The sequence below is a fragment of the Aquabacterium sp. genome (assembly GCF_041915145.1).
Taxonomy (GTDB): domain Bacteria; phylum Pseudomonadota; class Gammaproteobacteria; order Burkholderiales; family Burkholderiaceae_C; genus Aquabacterium.
The window spans coordinates 1-21,587 of the sequence record NZ_JAYSBZ010000059.1 but is presented as its reverse complement, the minus strand read 5'-3'; the positions used below and the strand labels follow the sequence as shown (position 1 = coordinate 21,587).

The 21,587-nt window shown below is 65.2% G+C and carries 15 protein-coding genes and 1 pseudogene; 9 read left to right on the top strand and 7 right to left on the bottom strand.

Annotated elements, in window-relative coordinates:
• The 7 genes from ACE3SS_RS11385 to ACE3SS_RS11355 form a co-directional block, all read left to right on the top strand.
• The coding region (locus ACE3SS_RS11385; protein WP_374593990.1) for a sigma-54 interaction domain-containing protein at positions 1-1,209 on the top strand (1,209 nt) is incomplete at its 5' end.
• A complete protein-coding gene (gene ampD, locus ACE3SS_RS11380; RefSeq protein WP_374593988.1) occupies positions 1,206-1,799 on the top strand; it encodes a 1,6-anhydro-N-acetylmuramyl-L-alanine amidase AmpD in 594 nt (197 codons plus the stop codon). The genes ACE3SS_RS11385 and ampD, both read left to right, overlap by 4 nt.
• A gap of 435 nt (positions 1,800-2,234) precedes the next feature.
• Positions 2,235-5,117 carry a ribonucleoside-diphosphate reductase subunit alpha gene (locus tag ACE3SS_RS11375; protein WP_374593996.1) on the top strand — a complete coding sequence of 961 codons (2,883 nt, stop codon included), beginning with the start codon at positions 2,235-2,237 and terminating at the stop codon, positions 5,115-5,117.
• Positions 5,118-5,293: 176 nt separating this feature from the next.
• A complete protein-coding gene (locus ACE3SS_RS11370) occupies positions 5,294-6,532 on the top strand; it encodes a ribonucleotide-diphosphate reductase subunit beta (protein WP_374593994.1) in 1,239 nt (412 codons plus the stop codon).
• A gap of 200 nt (positions 6,533-6,732) precedes the next feature.
• Entirely contained in the window at positions 6,733-7,233 is a 501-nt protein-coding gene (locus tag ACE3SS_RS11365) for a histone H1-like DNA-binding protein (RefSeq protein ID WP_374593986.1), read from the top strand.
• 214 nt (positions 7,234-7,447) lie between these two features.
• Positions 7,448-7,708 (top strand): DUF167 domain-containing protein, encoded by a 261-nt coding sequence (locus ACE3SS_RS11360; RefSeq protein WP_374593984.1) that lies wholly within the window; start codon positions 7,448-7,450, stop codon positions 7,706-7,708.
• Between the two features lie 97 nt (positions 7,709-7,805).
• Positions 7,806-10,439: a LuxR C-terminal-related transcriptional regulator gene (locus ACE3SS_RS11355; protein ID WP_374593982.1), complete on the top strand. Its 2,634-nt coding sequence runs from the start codon at positions 7,806-7,808 to the stop codon at positions 10,437-10,439.
• Here the strand turns inward: ACE3SS_RS11355 and ACE3SS_RS11350 are convergent.
• The 5 genes from ACE3SS_RS11350 to ACE3SS_RS11330 all read right to left on the bottom strand — a co-directional run bounded on the left by ACE3SS_RS11350 (position 10,417) and on the right by ACE3SS_RS11330 (position 17,099).
• On the bottom strand, positions 10,417-12,051 hold the full coding sequence (locus ACE3SS_RS11350) for an AMP-binding protein (RefSeq protein ID WP_374593980.1): 1,635 nt from the start codon (positions 12,049-12,051) through the stop codon (positions 10,417-10,419). The two genes, ACE3SS_RS11355 and ACE3SS_RS11350, sit on opposite strands and share 23 nt — an antisense overlap.
• A gap of 24 nt (positions 12,052-12,075) precedes the next feature.
• Positions 12,076-13,314: a thiolase family protein gene (locus tag ACE3SS_RS11345; RefSeq protein ID WP_374593978.1), complete on the bottom strand. Its 1,239-nt coding sequence runs from the start codon at positions 13,312-13,314 to the stop codon at positions 12,076-12,078.
• 43 nt (positions 13,315-13,357) lie between these two features.
• Positions 13,358-14,473 (bottom strand): trans-acting enoyl reductase family protein, encoded by a 1,116-nt coding sequence (locus tag ACE3SS_RS11340; RefSeq protein WP_374593976.1) that lies wholly within the window; start codon positions 14,471-14,473, stop codon positions 13,358-13,360.
• Between the two features lie 45 nt (positions 14,474-14,518).
• Positions 14,519-15,766 (bottom strand): acyl-CoA dehydrogenase family protein, encoded by a 1,248-nt coding sequence (locus tag ACE3SS_RS11335; protein ID WP_374593974.1) that lies wholly within the window; start codon positions 15,764-15,766, stop codon positions 14,519-14,521.
• A gap of 193 nt (positions 15,767-15,959) precedes the next feature.
• The gene (locus ACE3SS_RS11330; protein ID WP_374593972.1) at positions 15,960-17,099 is read right to left on the bottom strand and encodes an AraC family transcriptional regulator; all 1,140 of its coding nucleotides are present in this window, start codon (positions 17,097-17,099) and stop codon (positions 15,960-15,962) included.
• Positions 17,100-17,218: 119 nt separating this feature from the next.
• Here ACE3SS_RS11330 and ACE3SS_RS11325 point away from each other — a divergent pair, with 119 nt between their 5' ends.
• Complete coding sequence (locus ACE3SS_RS11325; protein WP_374593992.1) at positions 17,219-19,060, top strand: carboxypeptidase regulatory-like domain-containing protein; 1,842 nt, start codon at positions 17,219-17,221, stop codon at positions 19,058-19,060.
• Here the strand turns inward: ACE3SS_RS11325 and ACE3SS_RS11320 are convergent, their stop codons facing one another.
• The gene (locus ACE3SS_RS11320; RefSeq protein ID WP_374593970.1) at positions 19,061-19,993 is read right to left on the bottom strand and encodes a CapA family protein; all 933 of its coding nucleotides are present in this window, start codon (positions 19,991-19,993) and stop codon (positions 19,061-19,063) included.
• Positions 19,990-20,436 (bottom strand): hypothetical protein, encoded by a 447-nt coding sequence (locus ACE3SS_RS11315; RefSeq protein ID WP_374593968.1) that lies wholly within the window; start codon positions 20,434-20,436, stop codon positions 19,990-19,992. Before ACE3SS_RS11315 ends, ACE3SS_RS11320 begins: the two co-directional genes overlap by 4 nt.
• 391 nt (positions 20,437-20,827) lie before the next feature.
• Here ACE3SS_RS11315 and ACE3SS_RS11310 point away from each other — a divergent pair.
• Positions 20,828-21,587: pseudogene (locus ACE3SS_RS11310) on the top strand (heme utilization protein); the annotation flags it as partial.

Genomic DNA, 21,587 nt, shown 5'->3' with positions numbered 1-21,587 from the left:
CCGACCACCCAGCCCAGCAGCCTGCCGTCCATCAAGTCGGCGCCGCCCCCAGCCACGACGGCCACGCAGCCCGCCGCGCCACGCAAGGCCGAGGACGAGGCTGCAGCCGACCGCAAACTCAGCGCCGATCTCGAAGAACCCGGCAGCGCCGCGCTGCAGCGCATGTCAGGCGTGTCGAGCGCCATGCAGCAGGTGCGCGGGTTGATCCGCAAGGTGGCGCGCAGCATGGCGCCGGTCTGGATCCATGGCGAATCGGGCACCGGCAAAGAGCTGGTGGCGCGAGCCATCCACGAAGTGAGCGCGCGGGCCACCGCGCCGTTCATCGCGGTGAACTGCGGCGCCATCCCCGAACAATTGCTCGAAGCCGAATTCTTCGGCTATCGCAAGGGCGCATTCACCGGCGCCAACGAAGACCGCGAGGGCTTCTTCCAGGCTGCACGCGGCGGCACCTTGTTCCTCGACGAAATCGGCGACCTGCCGCTGTCGATGCAGTCCAAGCTGCTGCGCTCGATTCAAGAGCGCGCCGTGCGCCCGGTCGGGGCCGTCAACGAAATTTCGGTCGACGCACGCATCGTCAGCGCCACGCACAAGGACCTCGCCGCCGAAGTGGCCGCCGGCCGGTTCCGGCAAGACTTGTATTACCGCCTCAACGTGATCCAGATTCAGGTGCCGCCGCTGCGCGAACGCATGGAGGATCTCACCGAAATCTGCGCGCAGGTGCTGGCGCGCATCGCCGACGAAAGCCGCTTGCACCCGGCCCCGCAACTCAGCCCCGCAGCGCTGGATCGCCTGGCCAACCACGCCTTCCCGGGCAATGTCCGCGAACTCGAGAACCTGCTGCACCGAGCCGTGGCCTTGAGCGGCGGCCACATCATCGAACTGGACGATCTCGGCTTGCTGCGCGCCGGCAATGCCGGAGAACCATTGCCCGACGCGGCACCTGCCTCGACCACCCCGCCGCCGCCCGCAACCGAGGCCGCGCCAACTCTGCCCGACACCACGCTCCCGGGCGATCTCGCCGCCTACCTCGACACCGTCGAGCGCAACATCCTCCTGCGCGCGCTGGAACAGCACCGCTACAACCGCACGGCGGCCGGCGCCAGCATGGGGCTGTCGCTGCGCCAGATGCGTTACCGCATGGCGCGTCTGGGCATCCACGGCGGCGACGGTGGCAAGGCGCCCGACGACGACATCGGCGGCGTCGAATGAGCCCTGCATCGCCTGATTGGGCGGGTGGCTGGTATTGCAAGGCCGCGCGCATCGACTCACCCAACTTCGGCCCGCGTCCAGCCGACAGCGAGGTATCGCTGGTGGTCATCCACTCGATCAGTCTGCCGCCAGGGGTCTACGGTGGCGACGCCATCGAGCGCTTGTTCACCAATCGGCTCGACTGGTCAGCGCACCCCTACTTCCAGCAGATCCGCGGCGCCGAGGTGTCCGCCCATTTCGTGATTCGCCGCGACGGCTCGCTGCTGCAATTCGTGAGCACCGACGATCGCGCGTGGCATGCCGGCAAGTCGAGCTGGCAAGGACGCGGCAACTGCAACGACTACTCGATCGGCATCGAGCTCGAAGGCCTCGAAGACCACCCATTCGAGCCTGCGCAATACGGGCAATTGACGGCACTGCTGAACGCCATCGCCAAGGTCTACCCGATCACTCACGTGGTCGGCCACGAGCACGTCGCACCCGGCCGCAAACGCGACCCCGGGGCGGCTTTCGATTGGGTGGCGCTGGCAAAGAACCTGGGTTGGCCCGATCGGTATTTCCCCGGTGGTCAACCGCCTCGGCGCGCCTGAGCTTCTTCATCAAGATTGCATATCTTGCAACCATGCGGCCTGGCAGCCGAAATCACTCGCCAGCCCAAGCCTGACGCGGCCCGCGCCGCACGCAGCACGCAACCACGCGGCATTCCGCGATTCGCCCTGTTCGGTCAGGGGGCGTTCGACCCTGCGCGATAATCCCGACACACTACAGATAGCGCTTGAAGCAACGAACAGCCCTAGATATAGTGCATTCACACCGCAACCGACCTGATCGCCAGCAACCACCAGGCAACGGTAGCCCAGCCGCTCGCGAAGGCATGCAAACGCCCGCGGCGCACATCTTCTGACTTCACTTCAACAAACAGGTCTTTCGCTGATCGGCCGATGTCGTTGCGACATCGAGCCGCCACGCTTCATCAAGGTTTTAGAGGGAATCACATGCAAGCAGTCACCACCGCCGCCCCATCCATGCCAACTGCGTCGGCCACCGACGCATCCGCTACATCGGCCGCCGGCCTCACCACGTACGCCGGCTACCAGATCATTCGACGCAACGGCGCCGTCGTGTCCTTCGAGCCCAGCAAGATCGCGGTGGCCCTGATGAAGGCCTTCCTGGCGGTGCACGGCACGCAAGGTGCCGCATCGGCCAGCGTGCGTGAAACCGTCGACGGCCTGACCGAAGCCGTGGTACGCGCCTTGGTGCGCTCGCGTCCGAGCGGCGGCACCTTCCACATCGAAGACGTGCAAGACCAGGTCGAGCTGGGCCTGATGCGCGGCGGCCACCATGAAGTGGCCCGCGCCTACGTGCTGTATCGCGAACGCCGCGCGCAAGAGCGCAAACAACACGGCGAAGAAGCCGCCGTTCAGCACCCCACCCTCACGGTTACCGACAAGGGCCAGCGCATTCCGCTCGACCTGGGCAAGCTGCAAGCCCTGATCGAATCGGCCTGCTCGAACCTGGGCAGCGAGGTGCAAGCCGCCCCGATCCTGGCCGAGACCCAGCGCAACCTGTACGACGGCGTGCCGATCGACGAGGTCTACAAGGCGTCGATCCTGGCCGCCCGCACGCTGATCGAGAAAGACCCGGCCTACACCCGCGCCACCGCCCGCCTGCTGCTGCACACGATCCGCCGCGAAGTGCTGGGCGACGAAGCCACGCAGGCCGACATGGCCACGCGTTACGCTGAATACTTCCCGCTCGCCATCAAGCGTGGCGTCGAAGCCGAACTGCTCGACGAAAAGCTGATGCAATTCGACCTGAAAAAGCTCGGCGCCGCCCTCAAGGCCGACCGCGACTACAAGTTCGACTACCTCGGTCTGCAAACCCTGTACGACCGCTACTTCCTGCACGTGCACGGCACCCGCATCGAACTGCCGCAGGTCTTCTTCATGCGCGTCGCCATGGGTCTGTCTCTCAATGAAATCGACCGCGAAGCCCGCGCCATCGAGTTCTACGAAGTGCTGTCCAGCTTCGACTTCATGAGCAGCACGCCCACGCTGTTCAACTCGGGCACGCGCCGCTCGCAGCTGTCGAGCTGCTACCTCACCACGGTGCCCGACGACCTCGATGGCATCTACGAAGCCATCAAGGAAAACGCGCTGCTGTCGAAGTTCGCCGGCGGCCTGGGCAACGACTGGACCCGCGTGCGCGCCCTGGGCTCGCACATCAAGGGCACCAACGGCAAGAGCCAGGGCGTCGTCCCCTTCCTGAAGGTCGTCAACGACACGGCCGTCGCCGTGAACCAGGGCGGCAAGCGCAAGGGCGCCGTCTGCGCCTATCTGGAATCGTGGCACCTGGACGTCGAAGAATTCCTGGAGCTGCGCAAGAACACGGGTGATGACCGTCGCCGCACCCACGACATGAACACGGCGAACTGGATCCCCGACCTGTTCATGAAGCGCGTGATGGAAGGCGGCGACTGGACGCTCTTCTCGCCGGCCACCTGCCCCGACCTGCACGACAAGTTCGGCAAAGACTTCGAGGCTGCCTACACCGCCTACGAAGACAAGGCCGCACGTGGCGAGCTCAAGCTCTTCAAGAAAGTGCGCGCGACCGACCTGTGGCGCAAGATGCTCTCGATGCTGTTCGAGACCGGCCACCCCTGGATCACGTTCAAGGACGCCTGCAACGTGCGCTCGCCGCAGCAGCACGTTGGCGTGGTGCACTCGAGCAACCTCTGCACCGAGATCACGCTCAACACCAACGATGGCGAGATCGCCGTCTGCAACCTGGGCTCGGTCAACCTGTCGCAACACGTCAAGGACGGCGGCATCGACCACGACAAGCTGAAGAAGACCGTCAGCACCGCCATGCGGATGCTCGACAACGTCATCGACATCAACTACTACGCCGTCAAGAAAGCGCGCGACTCCAACCTGCGCCACCGCCCGGTGGGCCTGGGCCTGATGGCCTTCCAGGACGCGCTGTATCAACTGCGCGTGCCCTACGCCAGCCAAGAGGCAGTCGAGTTTGCAGACCGTTCGACCGAAGCCATCTGCTACTACGCCTACTGGGCCTCGACCGAGCTGGCTGCCGAGCGTGGCCGCTACTCGAGCTACCGCGGCTCGCTGTGGGACCGCGGCATCCTGCCCCTCGACTCGCTCAAGCTGCTGGCCGAACAACGCGGCGGTTACGTCGAAGCCGACGCCTCGGCGTCGATGGACTGGGACGCCCTGCGTGCTCGCATCGCGCAACACGGCATGCGCAACTCCAACTGCGTGGCCATCGCGCCCACCGCCACCATCTCGAACATCATCGGCGTCGATGCGTCGATCGAGCCGTGCTTCGGCAACCTGTCGGTCAAGTCCAACCTCTCGGGCGAGTTCACGATCGTCAACGAATACCTGGTGCGCGACCTGAAGAAGCTCGGCCTGTGGGACGACGTCATGGTCATGGACCTCAAGCACTTCGACGGCTCGCTGCGCCGCATCGACCGCGTGCCTGAAGACCTGAAGAACCTATACGCCACCGCGTTCGAGGTCGAAACGCAGTGGCTGGTCGAAGCCGCAGCGCGTCGCCAGAAGTGGATCGATCAAGCTCAGTCGCTCAACATCTACATGGCCGGTGCATCGGGCAAGAAGCTCGACGAGACCTACAAGCTCGCGTGGCTGCGTGGTTTGAAGACGACCTACTACCTGCGCACCGTGGGCGCCACGCACGCCGAGAAGTCGACCGTGTCGCGCGGCCAGCTCAACGCCGTGAGCGCAGGCAGCGCAGGCGGCATGGCTGCACAAGCGCCGTCGGCAATCGATGCAGCTGCAGCACAAGCTCAGCAAGCGATGACGGCAGAGCCAGCAACCGACATCAAGTTCTGCTCGATCGACAACCCCGATTGCGAAGCCTGCCAATAAGAGAACGTCGATGAGCTGATCACGCAGTTCATCGCGTTCAACGTTCAGCGCGATTCATCATGCACACGACCTCGCATTTCGATGCGAGGTCGCAACAACTTCGACGCTCGACTGTCAACAAGTGCTTGGTGTTTCAACGCAACACTCACATAATCCACAGCCATAGGAAGTCAACCATGCTGGTCTGGGACGACGACACTCATTCACCCTCTCAAGCTTCAAATGGTGCTGCGCCTCAAAGTGCGCGGCCCGTGCCTCCGTCACCGTTTGAAGCCGCAGCGTTCAACACGCAACCGACTCAGCGCACCGCAGTCCCCACCTTCGCCGACCTCACCGGCGCTGCTGCCTTGACGACCTCGCATGCACACGCATCGCAATCGGTTTCGGCATCGAGTGAGCGCCGCGTCAACGTGGCCGACAAGCGCATCATCAATGGTCAGACCGACGTCAACCAACTGGTGCCGTTCAAGTACAAGTGGGCCTGGGAGAAGTACCTCGCCACGTGCGCCAACCACTGGATGCCGCAAGAGGTCAACATGTCGCGCGACATCGCCCTCTGGAAAGACCCGAACGGTCTGACCGAAGACGAGCGCCGCATTGTCAAGCGCAACCTCGGCTTCTTCGTCACCGCCGATTCGCTGGCCGCGAACAACATCGTGCTGGGCACCTATCGCCACATCACGGCGCCCGAGTGCCGCCAGTTCCTGTTGCGCCAGGCTTTTGAAGAGGCCATCCACACCCACGCCTATCAATACATCGTGGAGTCGCTGGGTCTCGACGAAGGTGAAATTTTTAACGCTTACCACGAGGTTCAAGCGATCCGCGACAAAGATGAGTTCCTGATCCCCTTTATTGATCAGATCATGGATCTCAACTTTTCCACGGGAACGCCCGAAAACGACCAGAAGCTGCTCAAGTCGCTGATCGTCTTCGCGTGCCTGATGGAAGGTCTGTTCTTCTATGTGGGCTTCACCCAGATCCTGGCTCTGGGTCGACAGAACAAGATGACGGGCGCGGCCGAGCAATATCAGTACATCCTGCGCGACGAGTCGATGCACTGCAACTTCGGCATCGACCTGATCAACCAGATCAAACTGGAGAACCCTCACCTCTGGACGCCCGAGTTCAAAGCTGAGATCAAAGCCCTGTTCATGAAGGCCGTTGACCTTGAATACCGCTATGCCGAAGACACCATGCCGCGTGGCGTGCTCGGCATGAACGCGTCGATGTTCAAGGGCTACCTGCGTTACATCGCGAACCGTCGCGCCACGCAGATCGGCCTCGAAGAGCTCTTCCCGAACGAGGAAAACCCGTTCCCGTGGATGAGCGAAATGATTGATCTGAAGAAGGAGCGCAATTTCTTCGAGACCCGCGTCATCGAATACCAGTCCGGTGGCGCACTCTCCTGGGATTGACCTCCCCGGTCCGACCAACTAGAAGACGAATGAGATCAAGACACACGACTCGAATCAAATCGCCACAGAAGCGATTGGCGCGGGTCGTTTCCCCATTCGCCGCCAAGCCAGCCTCCACTGATCAAGGAAGCGCCTGCGGTGAATCTTGGTGTCACACCCGTGGCACTTTGCTCTTTGCAACTTGATCAAGGAGAAATGTGATGGCAACTGCAAAAAAAGTCGCAGCAAAGAAGGCTGCACCCGCAAAGAAAGCCGCAGCAAAAAAAGCGGCTCCCAAGAAAGTAGCAGCGAAGAAGGCTGCACCGGCCAAGAAGGTTGCAGCCAAGAAGGCTGCTCCGGCTAAAAAGGCCGCAGTGAAGAAGGCTCCGGCCAAGAAGGCCGCAGTCAAGAAGGCTGCACCGGCCAAGAAGGCCGCAGTGAAGAAGGTCGCTGCCAAGAAGGCTGCACCGGCCAAGAAGGCCGCAGTCAAGAAGGCTGCACCGGCCAAGAAAGCCGCAGTGAAGAAGGCCGCTCCGGCCAAGAAAGCGGCTGCCAAGAAGGCTCCGGCCAAGAAAGCGGCTGCCAAGAAGGCTCCGGCCAAGAAAGCGGCTGCCAAGAAGCCTGCTGCGAAGCCTGCCCCTGCGGCCAAGAAGGCTCCCGCTGCGAAGACCACGCTCAGCCCTCAAGCTGCGTGGCCGTTCCCCACGGGCAACAAGCCCTGAGGATCGACGCTTCGTAAGCTCGACCAGCTTCGGCTGGTTTCAAAGCCCGGCTCCGGCCGGGCTTTTCTCATTGGGCGCGCTGATCCGTTGCCGCGCGCGGCAGTCGACAATTCAATCCATGCCACCCCGCCACCCCGCCATCCCGCCAGACAACAGCGCCCCCACCGAGGCCACAGCGCATGTGCCACCGTGTATTCGCCTGCAAGCCGACGGCGTGGTGCTTGACCTGAGCGTCGCGCCTGGCGCCAAGCGGACCGAAGCGGTCGGCTTGCACGATGGCGCGTTGAGGGTGCGCCTCGCTGCGCAACCTGTCGAGGGTCAGGCCAACGCTGCGCTATTGCGCTGGCTCGCCGACGAACTCGACACACCGCGCAACACGCTGGAGCTTCTGCGCGGCGACACCAGCCGACGCAAGCAGGTTCGGGTCAAGTTGTCTTCGGCACAAGTACTGGTCTGGTTGAAAAGCAAACTCTGAGACGATCTGTCACCAACGCCTCGCCGGAATGGCCAAGCCCACGCGACATCCTGTTCGCGCGCGCTTTCGACAGAAGAGAAGTTTGGAGACACTCGGCATGAAGCCCCTCCCGCAAGAATCGTCCTCAGCTTGGATTGGCGCGACGAGCGGGGCCGCCGATATCAAGACGTCGGCCACAGCGCCGCAGCAGCCTTTGTTGACCACGCGTCTGCATCCTCCTCGTCGTGGCCGTGGCGTGCTGCCGCGCCCCCGTCTTGAAGACCTCTCTCCTCGGCTGCTCGAACAGACCCTGACAGTCATCAAGGCGCCGCCTGGGTTCGGCAAGACCACGCTGGCCTCGGCTTGGGTCGAAGCGTTGACGGCGCGTGGCGTCCCCAGCGCCTGGCTCACTCTCGACGAAAGCGATGACACGCCATCCGGCCTGCTGTATTGCATGGCGGCGGCCTTGCAGCGAGCCATGCCGTCGCTGGGGCTGGACGTGCTTGCGCTCGAAAGGGAATGGCCTGTTTTGTCAGCCGACACCATTGCGACGCTGCTGGCCAACGACATTCACGACCAGTCCGATCATTTGCTGATGGTGCTGGACGATTGCCACCGCGTGAGCGAAGCCACGCTGGAAACAGCCTTGCATCTGTTGCTGCGTCACGCACCGCCGCAATTGCACCTGCTGCTCATCAGCCGACACGATGTGCCCGCCGCCGTATTGCAGCACGCGCGAGGGGGGCTGATTCTGGCCATTGATGCCGAGCACCTTCGATTCATGCCGGAAGAAACCCAGGCCCTTCTGACCCGCGCGGGCCAGTCGCCCTCGGCCGATCAGCTGGCGTCCGTGCAAGAGGCCACGGGCGGCTGGAGCACCGCATTGAGAGCCTACTTGCTGGCGGCCAGCAACCACCCTCGCGGCGGTCTGGCCACCTTGCCACGCACTCTGAGCCTGCTTTTCGACGACATGCTCAAAGGGCTCGACGCGGACTTCCTCCGGCGCCTGCTGCCATTGGGGTTGCTGGAGACCTTCAATGCGCCCATGCTGACCCACTGCCAGGGGCCCGGCGCAGACGCGTTCATCGAGGCGCTCGAGCGGCGTCAACTGTTCCTGAGCTCGCATGGCGCCGACGGCGAGTGGTTCAGCCTGCATCCCTTGTTGCGCGAGCACCTGATGCGACTATTGGAGCGCGACGACCCGAATCTGATGCAGGACTTCCGCATGCGTGCCGCGCAGTGGCTGGCCGCTCAGGGTTGGTGGAGCCAGGCCATCTCTCTGGCGCTGGCGGCCGGAGACACCACGCAGGCTCAAGCCTGGATCCGCTGCTGCGCGATGGATCTGGTCGAGCAAGGCGACTTCCTGGTGCTGCTGCAATGGCAGCGGCGTCTGCGCGAGCATCTGCCCACCTTCCCTGCCCCCATGCGTCTGGCCCTGGCGTGGGCCGCCGCGCTTGCCATGCAGCACGATGAAGCCCAGCAGTTGCTGGATGGGATCCAGGAAAACGACGACGTCCAAGTCTGGGAGTTGCGCGCCTTGCGTGCCATGTTGCTGGCTCTCGACGACCACGCCGAAGAAGGTGCCACGCTGGCCATCGCCTGCATGCCGCACCTGGGAGGCCGGCCCTGGATCTGCAACGTGCTCACCAACGTGCAACGCTACGGGCTCCTGCAAGCAGGCCAATGGCAAGAGCTGTACAGCCTGCCGCCCATGCAATCGCAGCCCCTGCAACGCACGCGCTACACCTTCAACCGCTTGTACCAACACTGCATGGAGGCTCTGGCCGACCTGCAGCAGGCTCATCTGGCTGGAGCTGCTGCGCGCCTGGAGGGAGCCTTCGGTGACTTGGCCGAAAGCGGCGCCACCGGCCCCGTGCTGCGTGCGCTGCCGGCCGCCTTGCTGGCGCGTGTGCGCTTGCTGCAAGGACGCACCAGCGAGGCGACAGCCTTGCTGGCCGATAGTCTGGAATTCGTACGCACCAGCGGCTTTCTCGAGTCCATTGAAGCCGCGATGAGTTGTAGCGTGGCCTTGTTGCGCCAACAAGGCAACCTTGGCCTGGCACGACAGCGCATCGTCGAAGTCGAGACCATGGCTCACCACCGCCGCTGGCCTCGTCTGCTTGCCCAGGCTCTGCTCGAACGCTGCCGCGTCAGCCTTCAGGAAGGCAAGATCGAAGAAGCCCGCGCCTGCGGCCAACGCCTGCAGCAACTGCGCGGCGACCGATCCTTGCCACCGGGGGTGGACAGCGTGCCCCACGCCTGCATGTTGGCCGAGCTGGAGTTGGCCGCCGCCACCGGCGAATGCGCCGATTCCTTGCTGACCGACGCCGAGACCTTGGCCTGCGCGCAAGGAGCGGCACGCATGCGTCTGCCGCAGATGGCGTTGCAGATCGCCATGGTCAAGGTGCAATTGCGCCTTGGCGACGCGGCGGGGGCCGAATGGCGGCAAGCGCAGTGGCAAGACGCCGTGCGACAAGCGGGCGCGTCGGCATTGCTTGAGTCCCTGCCATCGTGCGAGCGTGAAGAGATGCATGCCGAGCCAGCGCTCGCGGACTCCCTCCACGGCTTGACAGTCAAGGAGCGCCTGATCCTTCAGGGGGTCGCTCGCGGTCAGTCCAACAAGGTGATTGCCAAGGCCCTGGGCGTTTCACCCGAGACCATCAAGACCCACATGAAGAACATCTTCAGCAAGCTGGGCGTGAGCAGCCGCACCCATGCAGCCGCGCTCATTACCCAGGGCGGTTGGTGCTGACCATCGACGAAGGCTTGTCGAAGCGGTGCACCGTTTGCGGCTCGCTTGCGAGTGACTCCAGAAGGCTGCGCTCGATGGGCTTCTCGGAGGCGGTCTTGGGGATCTGCTCCAGCACCTGAATGATTGTCGGGACTGCATTCGACTCCAGCTGCGCCCTGCAAGCCGCGATCAGGCCTCGAGCATCGAACAGCATCGTCGATTTCGGCACCACGGCGGCCACCACGTCCTTTTCACCCGCGGCCAGGCTGGCGTTGGGCGCCCCATAGACATGCACATCGTCGACCAGGCCGGACTCGGCGATCACCTTCTCGACAAACGCCGCGCTGATGAACTCGCCATTGCGCCGGATGCCGCCACCCTTGCGGTAGTCGAAGTAGAGCCAACCTTGCGCATCGGCATGCACCACGTCGCCCATGCGCAGCCAGCCGCCCTCGCTCTTCTTGCGCGACGCGGCCTCGTTGTTGAAGTAGTCCACCTTGAACGGATCGCCGTTGGCGTGGCGAAACACCAGTTCGCCCGGCGCGCCGACGGGCACATCGCGGTCGTCGTCATCGACGATGCGATGCTGCAAGGTCGGCGCGGGCTTGCCGATGCTGCCGACGGGGCCGACCCCGGGCTGGTTGATGGTCAGCCCACCTTCCGCGGCGCCGTAGAACTCGAGTATCCGCACGTCGAAGCGGCGCTCGAACTGGCTCCAGATGGCGGCGGGCATGCCGGCTGACACGACCAGGCGAACCGGGTTGTCGGCATCGTCGGGCCGCGGCGGCTGCGCGTAGACCGCCGTCGTCATGCCGCCCAGCAGCGTGAAGGTGGTGGCGCGATATTGGCGGGTCACGTCCCACAGGCGAGACTTGCTGAAGCGGCGCGACAGCACGCAGCGCAAGCGGCAAGCCAAGGCCGCGCCCAGCGTGATGAGCTGGGCATTGGCGTGCGTGAGCGACAAGCCCGAGTACAGCCTGTCGTCGTCGCGGTAGCCGAACAGCCGCATGGCCAGCAGCGATGTTTCGCAATAGCGCTGGTGCGTCATCACGATGCCCTTGGGGTCGCCCGTGGTGCCCGAGGTGAAGATCAGCTCCAGCGCGCTGTCGGGGTCTGCGTTGCGAATGGCGAGGTCGGGCACCGCTGGCGGGGTGCCTGACCAGTCGATCACGTTCGCGTAAGCATGCAGGGGCTGCCGCCCCTCGTCGGTCGCGAGTCCCATGACCCAGCGCAGGCCCGGCAACGATGCGCGCAGCGCCTGCAGGTTCTCGAGCGCGTAGTCGGCCACGAAGGCGGCACAGCACTGCGCATGGTCGAGCAGGAAGCGCAGCTTGTCGCCACGGGTTCGTGGGTCGATGGGCACCACCACGGCGCCCACCACGCTGGCGGCCACCATGGCTTCAGCGAACTCGGCATGGTTGGCCATCAGCAGGGCGATCCGGTCGCCTGGCTGGACGCCCTGATCGAGCATCACCTGCGCCATGCGGCGGCCGTTGTCCCACAGCGCGCGGTAGGTGCGAACCTCGTCGGGGCGCACGCCGCCGCCTTCGATGGTCAGCACGTCGAAACTCGGCCATTCATTGGCGCGCCGGGCCACCAGGCTGGCAAGATGAAGTTCAGCTGCAGCGGTCATGCTTGAGTCTCCACGCGGCCGGCTTCATCGCCCCAGCAGGGTCAGGCAGGCCACCGCCTCTTCGACGCCGGCGAGGCCGCCGCCGTTCTCGGCCAGCGCGATGCGCGCGCCCGACACCTGGCGCGCGCCGGCTTCGCCGCGCAATTGGTTGACGAGTTCGTACAACTGCGCCAGCCCCGTGGCGCCGATCGGATGCCCTTTCGACTCCAGCCCACCGGACGGGTTGATCGGCACGCGGCCGCCGATCGAGGTTTCACCGCGCTCCGCCGCCGGGCCGCCCTGCCCCATGGGCACCAGGCCCAGCAACTCGGATTGCAGGATCTCGCCGATGGCCGTGGCGTCGTGCACCTCGGCCACGTTCACGTCTTGCGGCCCGATGCCCGCTTGCGCATACAGCTTGCCCGCGCCGATGCGAACGAGATGTTGCTCGAGGTCGGCCGGCTCGCGCTCGCTGCCCGTCTGCAGCATGCACGCCAGCACGCGCACGGCGCGGCTTCGCTGGCCTCGCAGCGAGTGCAGGCCTGCCTCGTTGCACACGATCGCCGCGGCCGCGCCGTCGCTCACCGGCGAGCACATCGGCAGCGTCAACGGGTAGGCGATCGGCGGCGCGGCCAGCACCTGCTCGATGCTGCAAGCCTCGCGGTATTGCGCCAGCGGGTTGTGCACCGAGTGAGCATGGTTCTTGGCCGAGACCGCCGCGAACTGCCGCTGCGTGGTGCCGAACTCGCGCATGTGCATGCGCCCCATGGCCGCGTAGATGTCCATGAACACGCTGTATGGGCGAGGCGAGCGGCTGCCGTCGGGCACGGCCACGCCCGCGCCCATCTGCAGCAGGCGGGCTTTGGCGGCCTCGGTGTCGTGCACGTCCCAGGCGCCGTCGAAGGCAGCGAACATGCGGGCCTTGTCGTCGGAAAACATCTTCTCGGCGCCCACCGCGAGCACGATGTCGGCCGCGCCCGAGCGCACATGGTTGACCGCGAGGTAGAACGCCGTGCTCGCGCTGGCGCATGCGTTCTCGACGTTCACGACGGGGATGCCTTCGATGCCCATGGCTCGCAAGGCCAGTTGCCCGCGGATCATGTGCTGCCCGTCCATGTGCCCTTGCGTGGCATTGGCGAAATAGGCGGCCTGCACCTGGGCGTTGTCACAACCCGCGTCGCTCAGCGCGACCTCGACGGCGCGACGGGTCAGGTCCTTGACGCTCCAGGACGGGTGTCTGCCGAAGGGCGTCATGCCGACGCCGGCCACGTAGATCTGGCTCATGCGATGTCCTCTCGAATCCGATGCGCGGGCGCCACTCGCGACCTCAATGACGCGTGATCTCGTACGAGAGATAGCCTTCGTCGGCCTGCGCGGCGAGCAGCTGGCGCGCGCCGAGAATCGCCGCGCCCGAGCCGAACCCCACGGCCTTGAGCTGCTTGTGCAGCACCCGCATGGCCGCCTCGGCCGCGAAGACACCGGTCTGCGAATACGCGCAGCTGCCGCGCAGCACCACGCTCACCGACTGCGTGTTGCCCCGCGCCAGGCACGAGACCTGCGCGCGATGCACCTCCGGCGTCTCGCGTGGCGGCTCCACTTGCGTCACCTGCTGGCCGATCGCGTTGGTGACCGCCTCTTGCGCCGCGGCGTCGAGATGGCGGTGCTCGGCCTCGAACTGCTGCAGCAGGCCCGCGATCTGCATGAACATGGCCTGGTTGCCGAGCGCGAACAGCACCGAGCAGTTGCGCACGCGGGCATCACCCTGATACCAGACAGGCTCGCCCGCGCCGCCCCACGGCATGGCCTTCAGGATGCGATGCACGCCGGGCACTGCCACGTCATAGGTGGTCGCCCACGGCCACTGCACCAGTTGCCCGCCTTGCAGGTGGTACATGGGCTTGGTGCACATCCGCAGGAAGGACATCGTGGACGCCACGCTGATCTGCGAGTCGCCGTAGTACAGCAGGTCGAGCGTGTCGATGCCCGGCGTTTCGAGCGCGATCTCGGCGGCGATCGCGCCCTCCGTCCACATATACGAATTCGCGGGGCACAGCGCGAGCTCCTTGCGCGCGAAAGGCTCGGCGTAGTGCTGCTTCAGGTGCAGCATCCAGTCGGTCTCGCCGGTGGTGTCGAAGTAGTGGCAGCCGGCCTCCAGCGCGGCCCGCACCACCGGCTCGCCCAGTTGCATGAACGGGCCGACGATGTTGAGCACCACCTGCTTGCCTTTGAACAACTGCGTCAGCGCGTCCACGTCATGCCGCACGCCGACGCATTGATAGTCGTGCCCCGCCAGCTCGGGGATCGCCGCCATCTCGGCCCGCAGCCGCTCGGCGTTGCGCCCGGCCGCGATGAAAGGAATGCCTCGCCGGGCCAGCTTCCAGGCCACGAGTTTGCCGGTGTAGCCGCTGGCGCCATACACCACGACCTGATATGAAGTTGCCATGATCGATGTCTCCGTTGACGAATGGATGGCGTGCCGCGCGAGCGGTCAGAGCCGGTCGCGGTCGATGAGGTGGTAGCCACCCTTGATGGCGAGGATCTCGTTGCAACCGTCCTCGATCAGCGAGGCGCGGGCGTCGCGGAAGATCTTTTCGACCGGATAGTCGCGCGCCATGCCGTTGCCGCCGTGCATCTGCACCGACTCGCTGGCCACCTCGAAGGCCGTCTGCGTGGCCGTCACCTTGGCCGCCATCGCCGCGTGCAGCGCCATCTGCGGCGCCTGGAAGTTGTAGTGCAGCACCCGCCGCGACAAGGCGCACGACGCCTCGACCTTGCGGAACATGTGAAATAAACGCTGTGCCACCGACTGATGCCTGATGATCGGCACACCCCCGGCCTTGCGCTCGTGTGCATAGCTCAAGGCCTGGTCGTAGGCCGATCGCGCGCACCCGGTAAATACCGCCGACATCAAGCCGTTGGCCAGGGTATGGACAAGATAGGTGGCCTGCTGATACTGATCGTGCCCGGCCAGCAGATGCGCCTGGGGCAACCTCACGTTGTCGAAGTAGACCTCGCCCTGGTTGAGCGCCCGTTGCCCCATCTTGTCGAGCGGCTTGCCCCGCGTGATGCCGGGTGCGTCCATCGGCACGACGACCACGGCGCCGCGCTGCGTGTCGGGGCCGTTGCCCGTGTCGGCTACCGCATACAAGATGCCGACCTGGGCCGTCGTGCCGTTGGACACCCACGCGGCCTTCTGCCCCTTGATCAGCAGGCCGTCGCCATCGATGGTCACGACGCAGTTGGGCCGACCGTAGCTGCCCTGCGGATGAAAGATCATCTGGCCCGGGTCCAGCATGTCGGTGCCGTGATCGGGCTCGGTGATCATCCAGCAGCCCAGCTTGTCGTCGCTGGCGATGCCGCGGCAAAAGTCGTTGCCCAGCAGGGCGCTGATCATGGCCGGGATCAGCCCGGCGCCGATGGAGATGGCCAGCCCCGCGTCGCCCCAGCCCAGCTCCTCGAACAGAATGCCCATGATGCGGGCGCGCTCGGCCGGCGGCAGGGACAGCAAGGTGTCGATGCCGAACCCCAGCTCGGCGAACTGCCCGTAGACGGGCCACAGCGGCGAACCAGGCGCGATGACTTCATCGGGGCTCATGCGGTCGAGCTGGCGGCCGACCGGGCGCAGAACCTCGGCGGCAAAGCGCCGCACGGTGGCCTGCACGGCGGCGGCCATGTCGGACAACTCGGGCTCGGCACCCAGCGCCGTCAAAGGCACGTGATGAATGGCTTGGGCCATGGAGGACTCCTGCAGTTTCAAGTGAAAGACCGGCCGCAACCGGCAACCGATGAAGGCAGCGCGATCCGCCTTTGAATTCACTGTAGAAACACGCCGACGGCCGCGCCATCACCCATCGCAGGGCGCGTTCGGGCTTCTTTGGGGGATGCCGCGGGGGAGTCAAACGAACGACCGCGAAGGGCCGCCCGCCGCATCAGCGCCAGCTCGAAGTGGTCAGCTTCTTCGGATGGCCTGCAATGCGCGCGGCGGTGACCCGCATTCGGAATTGGCTGGGCGCCTCGCCCGTCCAGCGGCGAAAGGCCCGCGTGAAATTGGCCGGGTTGGCGTAGCCCAGCCGGGCGGCGATCGCTTCAATGGGCAGATGCGGGTCGCCCAGCAGGGCTTGCGCGTCGAGTCGCCGGCGCTCGTCCATCAACTGCCGAAAGCTCACGCCCAGCGCGTCGAGCCGGCGCATCAGGGTGCGGGTGGACAGGTGCAGGCGGGCCGCGATCTGATCCATGCCCGGGTAGCCGGTGGCGGACAGCGTCAACGCCTCGGCCACCGTGGTGATGAACGAGCCTTCGCTCGACAGCAGTTGCGCGAGTTCGGTGTCGCAATGCGCGCGAGCCTGGCGCGCCGCCAGAGGGTGAGCCAGCGCCAGAGGCCGCTGCAGCTCGCGGCGGGGCACGAATATCTGGTGGGCGGCGCAGCCGAAGCGGCTATCGGGCAAGCGCTGCTCGTAGCGGTCGAAGGCGGCCGGGCGCGGCCAGGCAAAACGCAACTCGGCGAGCGAGCCAGGCCCGCGCAGGCCGACGGCGCCGACAAGCTGCTCGGCGGTATGGAACCACCCGGCCATGGTGCTTTCGATGCCGAACTGGTGAACGGAACCCAGCGGCAGCAGCTCACGCAGCGTCAGCACGGCGCCATCGGCCACGTACTCGACCTGCACATCGACGAAGCGCGACGCCAGGCGCGTGTACTTCACGCCCAGCTCCAGCGCCTCGCCCAGCGTGCTGGCACTGAGCAGCGCGTAGCCCAGAAAGCCATGCATGGTCGGCGGCATGTTCAACCCCATCTCGCACCCCAGGCACGGGTCTTCGGTCAGCGCCACGGCCTGGGCGATGAGCGCGACGTACTCGGACGCGTAGACAAGGCCTTCGGGTCGCTCCAGATCAGCCTCGGTCATGCCCACCGACTGCATCAGCCGCGCGGCGGACAGACCCCGCGCACCGACCACCTGCAGCAGCAGGCGCGGGAAGGAAACCGGCACCGGCGGCGCCACCAGATCGCTGATGATGGGGCCGGGCAGAAGTGGTTTGCCGGGGACTTTGGCGGACGCTCTGGCTGCGGACATCTCGGGCTGCCTCGAAAACGACGTGGCGGGAAATGACAAGCATTGTGTCACCCGGTCGTCTCACGCGCGGCGGCGGTTTTGATCACACTCGCAGCAGTCGTGAAGGAGACAACATGAAGATGCAAAAAAGCAAAACCACCTGGATGCCGGGCCTGTGCGCCATCGGCGCAACCGCCTGGAGCCTGACGATGGCGGCTCATGCCGCCAGCTTCACCGGCACCGTGCTGAATGCCGAGGGCCAGCCACTCGCGGGCGCGCTGGTGACGGTGTTCAACGAAGCGAAAGACCGCAAAGAAACCGTCTACACCGACCAGGCCGGCCGCTACGCGATCCGCACGCCGTTCAGCGGTCACCTGACCGTGCGGGCGCGCTCGCACAAGTTCGATGACGCACGCAAGGAGCTTGATGCCCAGGCCGATCAGGTGCAGACCATCGATTTCAAGATGACGCCGTTCGCCAACGCGCAACTGCTGTCCGACAGCCTGACCGCGTCGGCCCACCTGAGCAAGGTGCAATGGCCCGACGCGCAGACCCGCACCACCTTCATCAGCCAGTGCAACTACTGCCACCAGATCGGCAATGCGTTGACGCGCACGCCCAAGGAGGTGTCGGCCTGGGAGACCACCATCGCCCGCATGGAAGGCTACGGCGCGCTGCTCACCAAGAAAGAAGGCAAAACCATCGCCGAAGAGCTGCACAAGGGGCTGGACGGCAACGCGGTGCAGGCGATGCAGAAGTACGTGGCCAGCGATGAGCTGTCGCGCGCCAAGGTGATCGAATGGCATGTGGGCGACGCGTTGAGCTTCGTGCACGACACCGACGTGGGCGACGACGAGCATTTGTATGGCACCGACGAAGGCCACGACATCTTGTGGGAGCTCGATCGCCGCACCGGTCAGATCACCCAGCACCACCTGCCCGACATCGACCTGCCGGTCGGCGGTTTGTTCGCGGGCATGCAACTGCCCATCGGCGTGTTCACCGGCAAGCATGGCCCGCACAGCATGGCGCAGGGCCAGGACGGCCGCATCTGGATCACCAACGCGCTGTCGTCGAAGCTGATGTCGTTCGACCCGAAGACCAAGGCGTTCAAGGTCTACGGCATCGACGAATCGGCGCTCTACCTGCACACCATCCGCATCGACCGGCAAGGCATCGTGTGGTTCACGGCGGCGGTGTCGAACAAGGTGGGGCGCTTCGACCCGAAGACCGAGAAGTTCACGATGATCCAGCTACCGCACGGCGGCTTCATGAAGGGGGTGGTCGACGTGATGTTCCCGACCATCCTCAGGGCGTCGAGCAAGCTCTGGCCGGGCAAGAACGTGCCGGTGAAAACGTCGCCGCACAAATGGACGCAAGGGCGGTTGATGTTCAACCTGCCGTATGGCATCGACATCAACCCGACAGACGGCTCGGTCTGGTACGCCAAGCTGCTGTCCAACAAGATCGGCCGCATCGACCCCAAGACGCTGGAGATCACCGAGTTCGACACGCCGCTCGGCGGCCCGCGCCGGCCGCGCTTCGACAAGAACGGCATCTTGTGGATCCCCGCGTTCGACGACAGCGCCTTGCTGCGCTTCGACCCCGCCACCGCCCAGTTCGAAAGCTACAAGCTGCCGCTGCTCGCCGCCAACGAATACGAAACCCCCTACGCGTTGAACGTGCACCCGCAGACCGGCGAGATCTGGATCACGTCGAACATGTCGGACCGCGTGCTGCGCTTCAACCCGGCCACCAAGACCTTCGTGGCCTACCCGAGCCCGACGCGCGTGACCTGGCTGCGCGACATGGCTTTCACGAAAGACGGGCAGGTCTGCTCCAGCTCGTCCAACCTGCCGGCTTACGGCATCGAAGACGCGCGTGATGCGTTCTTCTGCCTGGACCCGACCGGCGGCGAGCGTGATCGCCAGACCATCGAGCAGCAGGCATCGGCCAAGCCCTCGCTTGTCAGGCGCAAATGATCAGGGTTGCTTGAGCGCGCTTGCCGGATGCGGCGAGCCCTGCCTGTCGATGCGTACGGCTTCCACGTGCCAGGCATGCACGCCTTGCTTGCCGACGTCCAGCCACAGCACCCATCCGGTGTTGTTCACGGGCTCGCTGAAACCATCGAACACGAAATTGCCCAGGCTGTAGACGATGGGTTTGCCGCGGTAGGTTTCGGTGTCCTGCACCACATGCGGGTGCGTGCCAACCACGGCATCGGCACCGGCGTCGATCATCAGGCGGGCGAGTTCGCGCTGGCGCGAGTTGGCTTGCGGTTCGTGCTCCTGCCCCCAATGCATGAACGGAATCACGATGTCGGCTTGCTGGCGGGCTTGCTGGATGTCGTGGACGACTTGCTCGTCCTGGCTCCAGGCTACACCGGGGTAGTTGTCGCCAGCCTCGAACGCTCGCGGAAAGAACTCGTCGTAGCCCAGCAAGGCGATACGCACGCCCTTGCGCTCGATCACCCGGGCCTGGTGTGCTTCGCGCAGATTGCGCCCCACGCCGAAGTAGGGCACGCCGGCCCGGTCGAGTCTGCCGAGCATTTCGGCGAACGCCGCACGGCCGAAATCGCCCGAGTGGTTGTTGGCCAACGACACCACATCGACGTGCCGCTTGAGAAGCGGCAGGGTCTGCGGCGTGGCGCGAAACGTCCAAGGCTTGTCGGCAGCCTGGCCCTTGCTTGCAATGACGCATTCGAGGTTGGCCACGCGCAGGTCGGCCTCGTCGAGCCGCGATGCCACATATTGAAAGGGATCGTCGCCTCGCTTGACGAGCCGCCCCGGGCCATCGGCCAGCATCACGTCGCCCACCCACGCCACGCGCACCACGGCCTGGTCTAAATCGGTCACGGCTTGCGACCAGGCCAGCGTCGCCACGAGCAGCGCGCCCGCGCCGCACCACCGCTTCATGGCTGCCTCCGGTCGGCGGGAGCCTGCGCGTCTTGCAGGGCGCAGCCGTAGCGGAATTCGCGGCCGTAAACGCTGGAATAAATATGGTTCCAGCCCGTGAGGGCGGGCAGAACCGGGTGCGTGTTGAACGGGGCCGCGTATCGCGCCTGGTGGACCGGCACCGGCGCGCCCGGCACGCTGAGGTCGTAGACAGTCAGCGAGATATGGTCGATGCGGTCGGGCTCGCCCAGCACCACGGCCTTGAATTGAAAGCGCTCGCCCATCGATTGCGCCACGGCGGCGTAAGGGTCGGCCGACACCTGCTGGCGCACGGTCTGTTCATCGCTGCCATAGCGCAACTGGCACACCAGCTCGGGCGCGCCGGCGTGGGCTCCGATCGACCAGGCGAGCAGCAGCAAGGGGCAGCGCTCGGCGCGGATCAATGTGTCAAGTAGGCGTCGCATGTGAAGGCAGTCTGAAACGTTGGCAATTCAAGTGTAGTCATCCGACACGATCGAACGACGATGCTGCTCGCAGATCGTTTGCGGGCTTTGTGCACACGGTTTGATGACAGCCTCGCCGCAGCGCGAAGTAGTGCACGAATCCCCCCCTTCTGTGGCTGTTGCCGCCTGTCACTGCTCGCTCAAGTCGACTTCATTCCCGTCGATAAGCCCCAGACCGGCTCTGAAAGGTTGGTGGCTGTCTATTGCGAAAGCCTGCCTCTTTTCAGGGCTTTGGGGCAGCGTCAACCCACGTAGCCTCACAGAACGAACAAGTCTGCCCGGCATGAAGACGGTCTCGACAGCGAGGCGCCGACATGCAACTTAGCTAGCCGCCTTTGAAGGGGAATGGAACATGGCCTCACTGATTCCGTCGATGTCGACCACGCAGATCGCGGGTCTTTCCACCACCGCGATTGCAGCCCTCACCACCGATGATTGGGCGGCGTTCTCGACGGCTCAGATTGCCGCGCTCACCACTTCGCAGATCCCGGCGATCACCACGACCGGGCTCAAGGCCATCAACACGGCGGACATCGCCGCGCTGAGCACCGACCAGATCGCGGCGCTGACGACCAAGCAGATGCCGGTGTTCACGACTGCGCAGATCGGTGCCCTGACCACCAGCCAGATTGCGGCCATCAACACAGCGGATCTGAAGGTGATGACCACGGCGGAAACCGTGGTGCTGAGCACCTCGCAAATCGCAGCGCTGACCACCGACCAGGTCGCGGCCCTCACGACCACGCAGGCGCCCGTGCTGACCACCGCGCAAGTCGCCGCACTAGGCACCAGCCAAATCGCCGCGATCAGCACTGCCGACATCAAGGTGCTGACGACCGCGCAAACCGCCGCGCTGTCTACCGCTCAGGCAGCCGCGCTCACCACGGCCCAGATTGCCAACCTCGCCACCGCTGACGTACGCGCCCTGACCACGGCCGCCGTTGCCGCGTTGGACACCTCGCAAGTGGGCGCCTTGTCGGCCGCGCAGGTCGCCAATCTGACGACCGCTCAGGTCGCCGCGCTGACGACTTCGCAGGTCGGCGCCCTGACCACCGGTCAGATCGCCAACCTGACCACCGCCGAGGCCGCCGCCCTGAGCACGACTCAGTTGG